Genomic DNA, 14,342 nt, shown 5'->3' with positions numbered 1-14,342 from the left:
CAGAGGCGTAGTTGCACTTATGCGACATAGGAAAGTGTAAATTTTGAAAAAAATTTATACTTTCCTATTAGCCAAAAAAATAAGCCGACTTCCTTCGAGGAAATCGGCTTCGTTCTGATTAGTCTTCTAAACTTCCCTTTGGTCCAAAGAATTCAAAGTGAATTCTCTCTTCCTTAACTCCTAAGTCTTTTAATGAACGATTAATTGCTTTCATAAAAGGAACTGGTCCACAGAAGTAAAAATCTGCTTCCTCGACAGCGATTTTATCTTTCAACCAATCACGTGTTACATAGCCTTCAACATCAAAGCGATTGTTCCTGCGGTCCTCTTCAGTCGGTGAATCATAGAAGACATAGGAGGTTACATGTTCAAGCTTCGACAATTCCTCTACTTCTTCCCTAAGAGCATGGACCTTTCCATTAGCAGCCGCATGAATGAATGTGACCTTCCGTTCAGGCTGTAATTCCACAACCGTCTTTAACATGCTCATCATTGGTGTTAGACCAACACCACCGCTAAGTAACACAACAGGTGTATTTTTTTCAGTTTCAAGAAAAAAATCACCCGCTGGTGCACTTACATTGAGAATATCTCCTTCGTTTACACCGGAATGCAGGTAATTAGATACCATACCATCTGGATTAGCGGTTCCTGCTTCGCGTTTTACACTAATTCGGTAATAGTCTTTACCCGGAGAATCAGAAAGGCTGTACTGACGAATATGTGTAAATTTCTCGCCGTCTATTTCTAGTTTAATACTAATATATTGTCCTGGAAGATAGCCTGCAATCCCGCCGTTATCTTCCGGTTTTAAATAGAAAGAGGTAATGACATCACTTTCAACCACTTTGCGGGCAACAATGAAGTTACGGAAGCCATCCCAGCCGCCTTGTTGACTGGCTGCTTCATCGTACATTTCTGCTTCGATACTGATAAAGGCATCGGCAATTACATTGTACGCTTCAGCCCAGGCATCGATAATTTCATCCGTTGCTGCATCCCCCAACACATCCTTAATCGCTAATAACAGGTATTTTCCGACAATTGGATAATGGTCCGGTTTAATTCCAAGGCTTCTGTGTTTATGAGCAATTTGCTTCACTACCGGCAGAATCGCTTCAAGATTATCAATATACATGGCAGCAGCATATACCGTTCCAGCAAGTGCTTTCTGCTGTCTCCCTTGTTTTTGGTTGGCATGATTAAAGATATTTAATAATTCAGGATGGTTCGCAAACATCAATTGGTAAAATCGGGTAGTAATCGTTTCTCCATGTTGTTCTAATACTGGTACCGTTGATTTAATGATTTCAATTGTTTTTTGATTTAACATTACAAACACTCCTTAATTGTTTTCCCTATATCCATAGTGATTATATGAATATATTCACATCTATTAAGTGATTTAAATCACAATTCGTTATTGTTGAATAACTTTTTTATAAAAACTTCACAAAGTGTTCACTTTTTAACATGACAAATATAACTAGTTGGATAGTATTTATTCTTGTATCGTTAACCCTAGTTATGAAGATAAAACGCTACCATTCATTGATTCAACAATAATGGGTGTTTTTGGAAGAATTCTACTAAAGGAAGAGGATTATGATGAATCAAGCAAAAATTGCATGGATTACTGATACGACGGCATCTCTTAGTAAAGAGTTTATTGAGCAGCACCATATACATGTTATACCCCTTCATGTTGTTATTAATGATCAATTCTACAAAGAGACGATTGATATTTCTGAACAGGAATTTTATGACCGTATGAAAAATGAAGATGGGAAATTTCAAACCTCGCAAACAGCGATCTGCGACTTTGTGGACCTTTACAAGGAGTTAAAGGAAAACTATGATTTTGGGATTGCCATTCACGCTTCGAGTCTATTAACTGGAACTTACCAAGCATCGGTGATGGCAGCGGAAATGGAAGACTTTAAATTGTTTGCGATTGATTCGCAGACGGGTTCCTATCCTCTCTCTTATTTAATAAAAAAAGGCATAGAACTAACAGAACAAGGGATTGAAGCCAGTGAAGTGGTTCGACAATTAAATGCCTTACGTGACCACACTCGTTTGTATTTAGTCCCATCCAATCTCGATCAGCTGCACAAAAGCGGCAGGGTTTCCGGCAGCCAAAAATTAATCGCTTCGCTTTTTAATATCAAGCCGATTTTATCGATAGAGGAAGGGGCCGCAAAGATTAAAGATAAGGTTCGAACTGATAAAAAAGCCCTCGCTTGGCTAGTAAATAAACTAAAGGAAGACCTTGAAACAAAATCGGTTCGCAAAATAGCGATTGTCCATGCTAACGATTTGAACAGGGCAACTGCACTCGAAATCTATCTAAACGAAACATTTCCAACAATCGAAACAGAAATATTAATGCTGATAACGGTTGCAGGTGTTCATACTGGGGTCGGGACAATTGGGCTTTCTTGGGTTTGTGAATGAATGACAGATTATAGAGAGGCGCATGAAATTTATTTCATACGTCTTTTTTGTAATATAAAATATCAAAAAATGTTATTTTATGGTACTATCAAACTATTGATAGTACTATTAACATGTAGAAATGGATTGGAAATGATGAAAAAAAAGAAAAGAATGATTTTACTAGTGGGAGTTTTAGCAGCTTTAGGAGTACTCTATATTGGCTTCTTGCAATTTAAGATTAGCCAGTACAGCAATATGGAGGCGCCAAAAAATGCAGATTATGTAATCGTCCTTGGGGCAAGTGTTAGAGGGACGGTCCCTTCATTGGCCTTTGCGAGTCGAATTAATGCTGCAGCGAAATATTTACAAGAAAATAAGGATACAGTTGTCATCGCTTCAGGTGGAAAGGGTCCAGGAGAAGATATTTCCGAAGCTGAATCTATCAAAAGAGAGCTGGTAAAGCAAGGCATTAGTGAATCGCGGATTATTTTAGAAGATCGGTCCACTAATACATATGAAAATATTGATTTTTCGAAAAAACTCATTCCCAAAGATGCAAAGCTTGGAATTGTGGTGACGAATACCTTTCATCTATACCGATCAATCTCTATTGCCCATGGCCAAGGTTTGGAAGTGCAGGGCCTTCCGGCGAAGACTCCATTAAAGGCGTTGTTTAAATCCTATAGCCGTGAATATTTGGCGATTACCAAGTTTTATTTAAAGAGGTATATTATTAATTGAAAAAACTCGACTTTAGCAGTCGAGTTTTTTCATTTACTGTATTTTTGCAAGAAAATAAGGGCGAAATGAAATTCGCTGATTGAATCGTGAAATTCGCTGATTGAATCGGGAGGTGCCCCATTGAGTGGTGAGATTCCTCGTTGAATGCAAAGATTCGCCCATTGAATGGCGAAATTCGCCCATAGAAACCCGAAATTCGCCCATTGAACACACAGATTCGCCCATAAAACCTCCAAATTCGCCCATTGAATTATTTTTCGCCTCTAAACCGCTAGGCAAAGACCCTTTTTTTCGAAAAAAAGACCCTCCCGTAATGGAAGAGCCTCTCATAGAGCAATTTTTAGTACGCTTTTGCCCAATAGACCATTTGTTTCGCTTCTTTTCCGCAGCAAACGCATGAATCTGAAAGCTGTTCTTGTTCAAATGGGATACAGCGGGAGGTTGCGCCTGCTTCTTCTTTGATTTTTTCCTCACAGTCTAATTCGCCACACCACATTGCTTTGATAAAACCTGGTTTCGCTTCAAGTGATTCCTGTAATTCAGGAAGGGTTAAAGCAACCGAAGTTCGATCTTCACGGTGGTTCAATGCTTTGTTATATAAATTGGATTGAATGTCATCAAGTAATTCAACAAGCTTTGTTTCTAACTCCGCTAAAGGAACAATTACTTTTTCTAACGTATCGCGTCTTACTAAAACAACTTGCTTATTTTCAATGTCTTTTGGTCCCACTTCAAGACGAACTGGAATCCCCTTCATTTCGTACTCATTGAATTTCCAGCCTGGCTTCTTATCGCTGGCATCGATATCAACACGAGCAACAGCCGAAAGCGATTTTTTCAAATCGTAGGCAAAATCAAGCACACCTTCTTTATGCTGTGCAATCGGTACAATCATAACCTGAGTTGGTGCAGCTTTTGGTGGAATCACAAGTCCGCGGTCATCGCCGTGTACCATGATTAGTGCGCCGATAATCCTTGTCGTAAAGCCCCATGATGTTTGATGCACATATTGCAGCTTTCCTTCTTTGTCCGTGTATTGAATGTTAAATGCTTCAGCAAAGCCTGTGCCAAAATGGTGCGAAGTTCCTGACTGCAAGGCTTTTCCGTCATGCATTAAGCTTTCAATCGTGAAAGTGGCTTTAGCACCGGCGAATTTTTCCTTCTCCGTCTTTTGCCCTTTTACAACTGGAATCGCAAGAACCGTTTCACAAAGCTCAGCATACACATTCAGCATCTTAATTGTTTCTTCCATCGCGTCCTCATCGGTCGCATGTGCTGTATGGCCTTCCTGCCATAAAAACTCTAACGTGCGGAGGAATGGACGAGTAGTTTTTTCCCAGCGGACAACGTTAGCCCATTGGTTATATAGCTTTGGTAAATCTCGATGAGAATGAATAATCTTACTGTAATGCTCGCAAAAAAGCACCTCTGATGTTGGTCGGACAACTAATCTTTCTGCTAATGGTTCAGAACCGCCATGTGTAACCCATGCTACTTCAGGCGCAAATCCTTCAACATGGTCCTTCTCTTTCTGCAGCAGGCTTTCTGGAATAAATAATGGCATATACACATTTTCATGCCCAGTCTCTTTGATGCGGCGATCTAATTCATTTTTGATATTATCCCAAAGCGCATAGCCGTATGGGCGGATAATCATCGAACCGCGCACGCTTGAATAATCAATTAAATCTGCTTTCGTGACAACATCTGTATACCACTGGGCGAAATCGTCATCCATACTGGTTACATCTTTTACAAATTCTTTTGCCAATTTTGACACCCCATTAATTAATTTAAATACAAAAAGGCCTTGATCCTAAAAAGGGACCAAGGCCTGGCGGTACCACCCTAACTTCATAAAGCAATTGCTTTATACTCTTTCCATGATAACGGAGTTTATCCGCTTGTATCTTCAAATTCATTCGATACAGAACTCGGAGGCAGGTTCAAATGACCGTCTTAAGAAACCTCACACCAATGGTTTCCTCTCTTTGTAAGACCACTTCACATTACTAATCCTCGTCAATGTTTCAATAGTATTTTTTAAAAATTATATCTGTCCCGCACACAAATGTCAATTCTATCGTGGAATATTTTTCTTACTTTCACCTTTAAACTTCTAATTAAATGGGGTAAAATGCAGCTATTAGAATAAATGGGGTGACTTCATGAACGATGACAAGGATGATCTTGACCTGGAGGAAGAAGAAAAGGAATTTTTGCTTGAATACATTCGTATGCAGAATGAAGTCCTTAAACGTATTTATAAAAAGGCAACTGAAGATGAAAAAGAATAATTCCCCAACTTTCCATTTGGATAAGAAAATTTCATAAAACGTTCATATCCCCTATCGCCTCAGGCCCATCATTTGCATTTATAATACTCTTATGTTGTTTATTTAAAGCCACATATGAGGAGACCCAAAATGACAATTTTTTCAATTATATCAGCTGCGGTAGTTGCAATTGGCACCGGTTATTCTATTTTACTTATATACCTTCATAAAAACCAACTGACAAATACGCCAGGTGTAATGATCAGCATGGTAATTGCCGTGATAACAGGCGTTCTTACCGGCAGCATTATTGGTTTTCTTTCAGGTGAGGCGTTTCTCGTCGTTGGTGTCAGCATGATCATTGGCTTTTTCGTTGGTTTTTTAGCCGGGCACCCCGTTGGAATTCTAGCTATTCTCATGGGATCTGTTGCGGGTTTGATCGGAAGTATTAATGGCGCGATACTCGGACTCTTCCTCCAATTTATTAACCCAACCATTTTATTAGGTATTTTATTAGGCTTTTATATTGTTATCATTGGCTTTGTAATTGTTTATATTAAAGTGGCCACAAACAACAAGTTTTCGATTGATACCCAAGAGCTTTCCCCGTTTGCCATTTTAGGGGCAGGAGTCGTGTTTGTTTTCTTATTCCTATTCATGTATAGCAGTGATTTTGTGAAAATTCCTAGTAACAGTGAAGCGACTCAATCACAATCTCTACAAGCATCCAGCAATTTAGAGGTCGGAAAAACAGAAGTCGATGTGACGAACGAAGACACGCCAAAAGTGAAAATGCTCGTAACGGAAAAAGGCTACACACCTAACGTAATTCGGGTGAAAAAAGGGGTGGCGGTTGAACTAGAAATCGAAAATCCACTCAAAAATAATAGCTGCTTATCCACCTTTATGATTCCAGATTTTAATATAAACAATGTCAATCTAATTGAAGGCACTACGAATTTAACATTTACACCTGACAAAACTGGAGAATATACCTTTAGCTGTGGTATGAAGATGTTTAAGGGTACGATAATTGTTGAGTAAAAAACGGCAAACCAATTGGTTTGCCATTTTTTTGTATTACCCGTTCACAAAGCACTTACTAGCAATTCAAATTCGCCGTTTGCCATATCTTATTCCTCTCTATCAAACACAAGTACATAGGTTTTTCGGTCACCATCATCATAGGTGACTACAATAGGAATAATCGTTTTCTGATTATCTTCTAACTGAATTGTTTTGCTGCTACCCCCATTAATCATGATAGTAGAAGCACTGTAGCTAGCGGTTGGGGTAATGGTAATCGTTTTTACATCATTTGAAACGGCTACATGGTAGGTAAATTTATTTTTGCTAAAATCACTTCCCCAGGTACCATTGGAAACAGTAAGAGAAGAAAGTGTTGCCTTACTTGTTTTTTGTTCCGCAGCTGAGGTTTGCTGCAGCCCAGTTGGCATGGATGAATTATTTCTGTTATTCTGCGATGAATTGTTATTCGGTAAAAAATTATTATTCTTTGATGAATTATTATTCTGTGATGAATTGTTGGGTCCCGAACTGGTGGCTGCAGCTTTGGTAACATGGATTGTATAAGTTCTCTTATCACCATTTTCGGCTGTAACAGCAATTACTATGTCAGATTTTCCATCCGCGAGTTTTACGGAAACACCTTCCCCCTTGACTAAAGTTCCATTCACTTCAATGGTTGCTGTCTTATCAATTGATGCAGGTGTAATCATGATAGCATTTACATCATTTGTTACCTGAACAGAATAATCAGTTATGGCAGAAGAAAATGCCGGCGAGAGTGTTCCCGCAGATAGTTTAATATTTTGCAATAGATTATTTCCAATTTGTTTTCTTGTAATCGTTAAGGTATAGGTAATTGCTGTTTGGCCGCCATCACTCACCGTGATTAGAAAGGTATTTATTCCCGTTTGCAGCGAATATGTTTCTTCTTTTCCACTAGTTACTGTTTGGCCATTAATTAAAATAGGCAATGCTGGATTACTACCTTCTACAAGTAACTTAAACGTTTGAACCTCATTTTCAACAGTCGCTGAGTATTCCTTAACATCTGACGAAAAGGGCTGCTCCAGCTTAATCCCGGTAATTTCCAAGTTAGCAAGAGTGTTAGTCCTTGGATTTTCTTGATTTACATTGGGATTACTTTCAGCGTATGCCGTTGAAATGTATGATCCATAAACCATACCAAGCATAGATAAAGCTAGTAATAGATTTATTCCTTTTTTTTGCACCTTTCTTTTCATTATTTGTCAGTCCTCCTATTTACTATCATGTAAAAAAATGAATTATGGACCAACTTTACCATTAAATGCTTAAGATTAGCTTAATTTTCATGGGAATTTGATTAAGAAAGACCGATGTTTTCATCTAATGGGTTCAGTTTTAAGGTGCAAAATTATTAAACACTTATCAAATCACAGCAGAAATCACATTGTATGACCAATTAAATTCGCAATATAAATCACATCAAAAAGAGCTTGAGAAAATTTCTCCAAGCTCTTTTGTATTATCATTTTATTGTAAACATCTTTTTGAGCATCCTAATTTGCCCTCGGTGATTAATTTCATCTTCCATAACGTGATACCAAATAAAATAATTGTTGGAAAGGTTATTATCCCAAAGCCTTTGTTCATAATTGATTTTGTTCTAGAAAAACTTCAATTTGATTAAGGTGATGCAAATCGTGTTCTAGAAATATTTCTACGAAACTATTGATGTTAAATATTTTTGGTTCACCCTGGATAGAAAACGTAATGTTGGCATTTATATTCCTTAATTTAGAGGTCAATTCTTTTCTTGTAATAACAAAGGCTTCTATAACCTTTTCTGCGGATTCAAATCGATTTATATAATTGATTGCATCTGCATTATACGAATCGTGATTAGGAAATGAAGGCAAGATTGCTTGATTAGTCATTTCCGGAACCATATTTTCCAAGTTATATTTATCCCAATAGAACAAATGTCCAATAATTTCACGAATGGGCCATTTATTTTCTTTAATTGGTTTGGTAAGTACAGATTCGGGTAATTTTTTATAGTCTTCAACCTTTTTAATGGTCGATAGGAACTTTCCCTGCATATCATAAGTCATTTTATCACTCATCTCTAATGTTATTTCATAAAGTCATATTATCATAAAAATTCAGACATCCTTAAAAAAACACTCCTTTTTTAGGAGTGATTTTATTTGAAATATATAATGTCATTGAGTGTAAATTGCTTATCTGTTACTCCAAGTTGTGCATTATGTCATTCTTCTTTTGATGGTAGGTGAATCCTAATGCGTTTACGCTTGTGCTTTACTTGTTTGCACCTCTAAAGTGAACCTGTTATGTTTTCATCATGTTGTTTTTTTCTCTTTCGTTCGGCACCAAGAACTTTTAACGATAAATAAATACCTGTTCCCGTTAGGAACATCATTGCAAGGGCAACTAGGTCTATTAGCCACTTAATGTTTGTATTGCCAATTCTTCCTTCATGAAGACCCCGGATGATGCTAAGGGCAGAACCTTGTCCCATGCCTTCCCTTCTAAATCCTGTTACAAAATTTCCATTTCCGTCCATTCCACGACGTCCTTGGAATTGCCCATTTCCATTTGCTCTTCCTTGCCACTGTGATTGTCCTTGATTAGGAGCTTGTCCATCTGTTTGACCAGTACTTGCACCAAAATTATCTTGCATTCCTTGTCTAAATTGCCCAGGCTGGAAATTCCCTCCCCCAATTACGGGCTGTGATTGACCAATTAACCACGGCTCATTCATTAATAACCCACTAAGGGCCTCGATAAAAATGAATACCGATGCAATTAAGCCGATCCATAAATGTGCTCTTCTCGTCTTTTTCATTAAAATTTATCTCCCTTCAAATCTACATACGCTCGAAAATGTGCTTGTACCATTGCTAAACATATTATGAAGGGAAATCCTTAAGTTTTTCTTAAAAAAATAAGCCCAAAATTTATGTTTTTTGGGCTTTTGGAAAAATAACTTCAATTGTTGTACCCTTTCCTTGGGTACTTTGAACCTTCGTTTTTCCATGATGCTTCTCAATAATCCATTTGGCGATCGATAATCCTAACCCTGTTCCTTCAGCAGCCGTCCGTGCCTTATCACTCTGAAAAAAGCGGTCAAAGATTTTCGGAATATCCGTTTCAGGAATACCAATACCGTTATCTTTCACTTGAAAGAAAATCGAAGAGTGGCTTTGCGTGCAGGAAAGGAGGATTTCCCCGCCTTCTTTTGTATATTTCATTGCGTTGTCCAATAAAATAACGATTAGCTGGTGAATTCTCTCTTTATCCGCAAAAAAATGAACTGGTTCAGCTACTTCAAGCCTAAGGAACTTTTCTTGATAAATAGCAATTTCTTCATATTGTAGAATAATTTCCTTTAAAAGCTCATCAAGTTGGAAGTCTGACTTTTTCATTTCGATTTGATCAGAATCCGATCTCGCAAGCGTCAGCAAATTTGTTACCAGTTTGGACAAACGCCTTGATTCATTGGAAATCGTTGAAACATCGAGAATTTTTTCTTGTATTGTCGCTCCTGGTGAGCGAAATAGTAAATCTGTTTTTGCTTGAATGACGGCTAACGGTGTCCGTAACTCGTGTGAGGCATCGGAAACGAACTCCTGTTGCTTCTGCCAAGCATTTGTAATCGGAACCAAAGCCCTCCCCGCTAACAAGTAACCGGTTGCAACTGCACAAAGCATCCCGACTCCACAACCTACTAGGATGATTAACAATAGCCTGTCTAATAAATCTTTCTCTGAATTGACATTGCGAATATATTGTACGGTTAGCTTTCCCACTTTGGGAGCTTCAATTTGAAAAGCAATATATCTAAATGAAAAGTCTCCGACTTTAACATCCTGCACCTTGTTAGAAATCTTCGGTTGAATCTGCTTTTCATTATCCTTAAATAATTCGAAATCACGGTTCTGCTCTGCTAAAAGCTGCTTGTCTTCATTCCAAAATAGTGTCATGATTCTTGGATCTCTCCGAAATATCCTTGGTCCCGGTACTCCTCCAATTATCACTTGCCTTTGCTGCGTTTGGTTAATAAAAATATCAACTGATTCTAGTAATGATTCGTCAACATCCTTATAGAGTTTTTTTTCTGTATAAATATAAATAATGCTTCCGAGAATGCTAATTAATATAATAAACACCAATGAATTCAACAATGTCAGCCGGATATGTGTTTGCCGAAACATACAAATCTCCCTTACTCCTCATTCAGCATATAGCCGACACCACGAATAGTTTTTATATCGGCATGATAACCAGACGGTTCTAATTTTTTGCGGAGATGGTGCATGAATACCTCCACAATTGCGATGGTTGTATCAGAGTCGAAGCCCCAGACACGATCATAAATTTGCTCTTTTGTTAAGATTGCTCCCTTGTTTTGAATCAAAAACTCCAAAAGCTCATATTGTTTGGAGGTGAGTTTAATCGGCTCCTTATTGACGGTAATCTCCCTTTCCTTCCCTTGCAGCTCAATCCCTCGATATTGGATCGTTTTACTAGTCGTTAAGCTGCCGCTTCGGCGCAATAAAGCGCGAATCCGTGCCTTTAACTCCGCCGCTTGAAACGGCTTCACCAAATAGTCATCACCGCCGCTGTCTAAACCCTTCACACGGTCCTCTAAGGAATCTCTGGCTGTAAGAAAAAGAACGGGTATCTTTAATCCCGCTTTCCTAATGGCTTGTAATACTTCAAAGCCATCGATTTCCGGAAGCATGACGTCTAAAACAATCACATCATGAATGTTTTGCATCGCCAAAAACAACCCATCTTCCCCATTTGATGCCTGATCGACCACAAACTCATCAGATAACAACTGAACAATTGACTCCAGTAAAGGAAGGTTATCTTCCACAACTAATAAACGCATCTTTCCCGCTCCTCCAACATAATTAGCTTTATTATATAGCAAACATAGCGGCTGCAACAGGAGCGAGCCGCTTGAAAATTCATTATTCGTAGCGCAATGCCTGAATTGGATTTAACTTCGAAGCTTTATTGGCAGGAAAAACGCCAAAAACAACTCCGACGGCCAACGAGAATAAGAAGGACAATACCATCACGGATGGAGTAAAGGATACGGTCAAACTTAAAATAGACGATACCAACTTACCTAAGCCTACTCCGGTTAATATCCCAATCAATCCCCCTACACCACTTAGAACAACAGCTTCAATTAGGAATTGGAGAAGTACATCCCGCCGTTTCGCTCCAATTGCTTTGCGAATCCCGATTTCCTTCGTCCGTTCTGAAACAGAAACGAGCATGATATTCATGATTCCGATGCCGCCAACCAGTAAGGAAATGCTGGCAATACCGCCCAACATCATTGTCATCGTATTCGTGACAGAACTCATAGTATCCATTAAATCCTGCTGGTTCGTTACACTATAAGAATCGCTTTTGTTTGGATACATCGAGGCAAGTGCCATTTCCACTTCGTTCATTACGAAATCCATTTGATCCTCACTTTGTCCTTGTAAATACACTTGGTTAATCGTCGTACTCTTAACTAAACGCTGTCCGGTGCTGAGCGGGACGATGACAACATTATCCCCGCTTTGTCCCATTGAGCTCCCTTTCGACACTAATACCCCAACAACTTTAAAGGAAGTCCCGTCGATTTGAAGGTATTGCCCCACCGGATTTTCAGTTCCAAAGAAAGTGGAAGCAGTATCTGAGCCAATTACCGCTATCTTCTGCCGGTATTCGAGATCTAGGTCAGTAATAAATCTCCCATTACTTACCTTCGTGTCCCGGACAGTTGAATATTCAGCATTGGTACCTGTTAATGTTACCTGTGATGATGTTCTGCCCTGTTTTACATTTACACGTCCAGACACGACGGGTGAAACGGCTTTAACACCATTCAATTTAGATAACTCTTTAATTTTATCTTCTGTTAAGGCTAAATCACTTCCAAACGTATTAATTGTTAATAGGTTAGTACCCAGTTGATTTATTTGGCTGGTTACATTTGCCGCTGAGCCTTGAGCAATCGAGACAAGGATGATGACCGAAGAAACTCCGATAATCATACCAAGCATCGTTAACGCTGATCTAAGTTTATTACTTTTTATACTTTTTAGCGCCATTTTAATAGATTGGAAGATTCCCAACGAGCTCCCCCCCGTTCTCCTGCAGCTGTCCGTCCTGGATGCTGACCATTCGATTTGCTTGTTTGGCAATCGCTAAATCATGAGTAATTAAGATTATCGTATGCCCTAGTTCATTTAGTTCTTTCATAATCAGCAGGATTTCTTTACTCGTTTTACTATCTAGGGCACCTGTTGGTTCATCAGCAAGAAGAATTGCCGGATTGCCTGCTAAAGCTCTGGCAATCGCAACCCGCTGCTGCTGGCCGCCAGAGAGTTGTGTTGGTAAATGACCAGCCCGCTCCTTCAACCCGACTTTGTTTAATCCTTCTAATGCCCGTTCGCGCCTTTCTTTCGCTGACACACCTGCATATAACAAGGGCAGCTCCACATTCTCGAGCGCCGTTAATTTCGTCAATAGGTTGAAATTTTGAAAAATAAACCCGATTTTTCGATTCCGAATTGTCGCTAACTGGTTATCATTCAATTTCCCAATATCCTTACCATCCAAAAGGTAGGTTCCTGAATGTGGCTGATCTAGGCAGCCTATCATGTTCATTAACGTTGACTTCCCTGAACCAGAGGGACCAATAATCGCAATAAATTCTCCTTTTTCTATCTCAATAGAAACATTATTTAAGGCGTGGACGGTTTCGCCGCCAAGACGGTAGGTTTTCATGAGGTTACTAATTTGAATAATTGGTTTCCCCATTAGTTCCCACTCCTTACTTCCACTTTCCCTTGTCCGCCCCAGTTACGATTCATGCCGCCCATGTTCCCCATTCCGCCGCCAAAGCCACCGCCTTGCATCATCCGAATAGAATTATTGGATGAATTTCCTTTAGCCAATTGTGGTAATTGGATGGTTTCCCCTTCAGCGACTCCTTCGGTAATTTCTACATAATCTTCATTTGCTAACCCAGTTTTGACTGTTTTTTGGTCGGTTCTTGAATTCTGATTATTTGAGTCAGCTGAGGCTATAATAACAAATTTTTCACCATTGACTGAATGAACAGCATCAAGAGGAACATAAAGAGCATTATCTTTTGATGCGGTTAGAATGCTTGCCTCCGTACTCATGCCCACTTTAAGATTATCAGGTTTGTCGATATGAATGGTAACATTAAAAGTAGAAACACCGTTTGCTGAATCTCCTTCCTCAGCAACTGAAGACACTTTTCCAGTGAAACTCTGATCCGGATACGCATTTACTTTTAAGTTAACTGTTTGATCGTTTTTAATTTTCGGAATATCTAGCTCATCGATTTGAACAACTGTTTGTAGGTCCTTATAGTTCGTTAAATGGGCTACAACTTGTCCATTATTTACTCGTTCTCCGTTTTGAATCGATATAGTAGTAATCACCCCATCAGCAGGAGCGATAATCGGGTCACTGCCATCCACATAGGTCATTAAAATCGCTCCCTTTTCAACTTCCTCCCCAGTCGAAACGAGCACTTCATCTATTTCATTGGAATCAATTGTCGACTTAATATCCTCGCTCGTAACAGGTTGTACAGTTCCCGATCCACTAATCTTAACATCTAGTTTTCCTTTTTGAACTATTGCTGTTCGTTCTTGTGCCACTGCTGATTGTGGACTTGATTTTGCCGAGACCCATTGGTAGCCGACAAATCCCACAATCAGAACGCCAACTGCAATTAATATCCATTTTTTCATCGATTCATACTCCTTTTCTAATCCTGGGTAAATACCAGAATACTTTTTAATT

Annotated in this window: 14 protein-coding genes and 1 other annotated feature; of the genes, 4 read left to right on the top strand and 10 right to left on the bottom strand. The window is 39.0% G+C overall.

Translation table 11 applies throughout. The features are described from left to right. Positions 1-118: 118 nt before the first annotated feature. Complete coding sequence (hmpA, locus tag AA980_RS03920; RefSeq protein WP_024030062.1) at positions 119-1,333, bottom strand: NO-inducible flavohemoprotein; 1,215 nt, start codon at positions 1,331-1,333, stop codon at positions 119-121. 272 nt (positions 1,334-1,605) lie between these two features. On the opposite strand from hmpA, the gene AA980_RS03915 reads away from it, so the two are divergent. Beyond that, positions 1,606-2,457 carry a DegV family protein gene (locus tag AA980_RS03915; RefSeq protein WP_051427132.1) on the top strand — a complete coding sequence of 284 codons (852 nt, stop codon included), beginning with the start codon at positions 1,606-1,608 and terminating at the stop codon, positions 2,455-2,457. Between the two features lie 135 nt (positions 2,458-2,592). After that, the gene (locus tag AA980_RS03910; protein ID WP_407937452.1) at positions 2,593-3,180 is read left to right on the top strand and encodes a YdcF family protein; all 588 of its coding nucleotides are present in this window, start codon (positions 2,593-2,595) and stop codon (positions 3,178-3,180) included. Between the two features lie 340 nt (positions 3,181-3,520). Here AA980_RS03910 and proS read toward each other — a convergent pair whose 3' ends face one another. After that, complete coding sequence (proS, locus tag AA980_RS03905; protein ID WP_407937451.1) at positions 3,521-4,918, bottom strand: proline--tRNA ligase; 1,398 nt, start codon at positions 4,916-4,918, stop codon at positions 3,521-3,523. A gap of 81 nt (positions 4,919-4,999) precedes the next feature. Beyond that, positions 5,000-5,215: a binding site (T-box leader), on the bottom strand. 133 nt (positions 5,216-5,348) lie between these two features. On the opposite strand from proS, the gene AA980_RS27990 reads away from it, so the two are divergent. After that, positions 5,349-5,477: a hypothetical protein gene (locus AA980_RS27990; protein ID WP_268926666.1), complete on the top strand. Its 129-nt coding sequence runs from the start codon at positions 5,349-5,351 to the stop codon at positions 5,475-5,477. Positions 5,478-5,606: 129 nt separating this feature from the next. Beyond that, a complete protein-coding gene (locus AA980_RS25630) occupies positions 5,607-6,500 on the top strand; it encodes a cupredoxin domain-containing protein (RefSeq protein ID WP_024030058.1) in 894 nt (297 codons plus the stop codon). Between the two features lie 89 nt (positions 6,501-6,589). Here the strand turns inward: AA980_RS25630 and AA980_RS03895 are convergent, their stop codons facing one another. The 8 genes from AA980_RS03895 to AA980_RS03860 form a co-directional block, all read right to left on the bottom strand. Next, on the bottom strand, positions 6,590-7,726 hold the full coding sequence (locus AA980_RS03895; RefSeq protein ID WP_024030057.1) for a cadherin-like beta sandwich domain-containing protein: 1,137 nt from the start codon (positions 7,724-7,726) through the stop codon (positions 6,590-6,592). Positions 7,727-8,113: 387 nt separating this feature from the next. Beyond that, a complete protein-coding gene (locus AA980_RS03890) occupies positions 8,114-8,578 on the bottom strand; it encodes a DinB family protein (RefSeq protein ID WP_024030056.1) in 465 nt (154 codons plus the stop codon). Between the two features lie 224 nt (positions 8,579-8,802). Continuing rightward, positions 8,803-9,333, bottom strand: coding sequence for a PepSY-associated TM helix domain-containing protein (locus AA980_RS03885; protein ID WP_024030055.1), 531 nt, complete (start codon positions 9,331-9,333; stop codon positions 8,803-8,805). A 112-nt stretch (positions 9,334-9,445) separates the two neighbouring features. Beyond that, a complete protein-coding gene (locus AA980_RS03880) occupies positions 9,446-10,702 on the bottom strand; it encodes a sensor histidine kinase (RefSeq protein ID WP_024030054.1) in 1,257 nt (418 codons plus the stop codon). An 11-nt stretch (positions 10,703-10,713) separates the two neighbouring features. After that, positions 10,714-11,385 carry a response regulator transcription factor gene (locus AA980_RS03875; protein ID WP_024030053.1) on the bottom strand — a complete coding sequence of 224 codons (672 nt, stop codon included), beginning with the start codon at positions 11,383-11,385 and terminating at the stop codon, positions 10,714-10,716. An 82-nt stretch (positions 11,386-11,467) separates the two neighbouring features. After that, positions 11,468-12,634, bottom strand: coding sequence for an ABC transporter permease (locus tag AA980_RS03870; protein ID WP_024030052.1), 1,167 nt, complete (start codon positions 12,632-12,634; stop codon positions 11,468-11,470). Then, on the bottom strand, positions 12,612-13,322 hold the full coding sequence (locus AA980_RS03865) for an ABC transporter ATP-binding protein (RefSeq protein ID WP_024030051.1): 711 nt from the start codon (positions 13,320-13,322) through the stop codon (positions 12,612-12,614). Before AA980_RS03865 ends, AA980_RS03870 begins: the two co-directional genes overlap by 23 nt. Further along, on the bottom strand, positions 13,322-14,290 hold the full coding sequence (locus AA980_RS03860) for an efflux RND transporter periplasmic adaptor subunit (protein WP_024030050.1): 969 nt from the start codon (positions 14,288-14,290) through the stop codon (positions 13,322-13,324). Before AA980_RS03860 ends, AA980_RS03865 begins: the two co-directional genes overlap by 1 nt. Positions 14,291-14,342 lie beyond the last annotated feature (52 nt).

Source organism: Neobacillus vireti, assembly GCF_001026695.1.
Taxonomy (GTDB): domain Bacteria; phylum Bacillota; class Bacilli; order Bacillales; family Cytobacillaceae; genus Neobacillus; species Neobacillus vireti.
Note: the sequence above shows the minus strand (reverse complement) of the source record. Positions and strands in the feature narration are given on the sequence as shown.

What these genes read in the sequence shown, in the direction of transcription:
- hmpA (WP_024030062.1), bottom strand. Translation starts at nt 1,333, where the DNA reads ATGTTAAATCAAAAAACAATTGAAATCATTAAATCAACGGTACCAGTA.
- AA980_RS03915 (WP_051427132.1), top strand. Translation starts at nt 1,606, where the DNA reads ATGATGAATCAAGCAAAAATTGCATGGATTACTGATACGACGGCATCT.
- AA980_RS03910 (WP_407937452.1), top strand. Translation starts at nt 2,593, where the DNA reads ATGAAAAAAAAGAAAAGAATGATTTTACTAGTGGGAGTTTTAGCAGCT.
- proS (WP_407937451.1), bottom strand. Translation starts at nt 4,918, where the DNA reads ATGGATGACGATTTCGCCCAGTGGTATACAGATGTTGTCACGAAAGCA.
- AA980_RS27990 (WP_268926666.1), top strand. Translation starts at nt 5,349, where the DNA reads ATGAACGATGACAAGGATGATCTTGACCTGGAGGAAGAAGAAAAGGAA.
- AA980_RS25630 (WP_024030058.1), top strand. Translation starts at nt 5,607, where the DNA reads ATGACAATTTTTTCAATTATATCAGCTGCGGTAGTTGCAATTGGCACC.
- AA980_RS03895 (WP_024030057.1), bottom strand. Translation starts at nt 7,726, where the DNA reads ATGAAAAGAAAGGTGCAAAAAAAAGGAATAAATCTATTACTAGCTTTA.
- AA980_RS03890 (WP_024030056.1), bottom strand. Translation starts at nt 8,578, where the DNA reads ATGACTTATGATATGCAGGGAAAGTTCCTATCGACCATTAAAAAGGTT.
- AA980_RS03885 (WP_024030055.1), bottom strand. Translation starts at nt 9,333, where the DNA reads ATGAAAAAGACGAGAAGAGCACATTTATGGATCGGCTTAATTGCATCG.
- AA980_RS03880 (WP_024030054.1), bottom strand. Translation starts at nt 10,702, where the DNA reads ATGTTTCGGCAAACACATATCCGGCTGACATTGTTGAATTCATTGGTG.
- AA980_RS03875 (WP_024030053.1), bottom strand. Translation starts at nt 11,385, where the DNA reads ATGCGTTTATTAGTTGTGGAAGATAACCTTCCTTTACTGGAGTCAATT.
- AA980_RS03865 (WP_024030051.1), bottom strand. Translation starts at nt 13,322, where the DNA reads ATGGGGAAACCAATTATTCAAATTAGTAACCTCATGAAAACCTACCGT.
- AA980_RS03860 (WP_024030050.1), bottom strand. Translation starts at nt 14,290, where the DNA reads ATGAAAAAATGGATATTAATTGCAGTTGGCGTTCTGATTGTGGGATTT.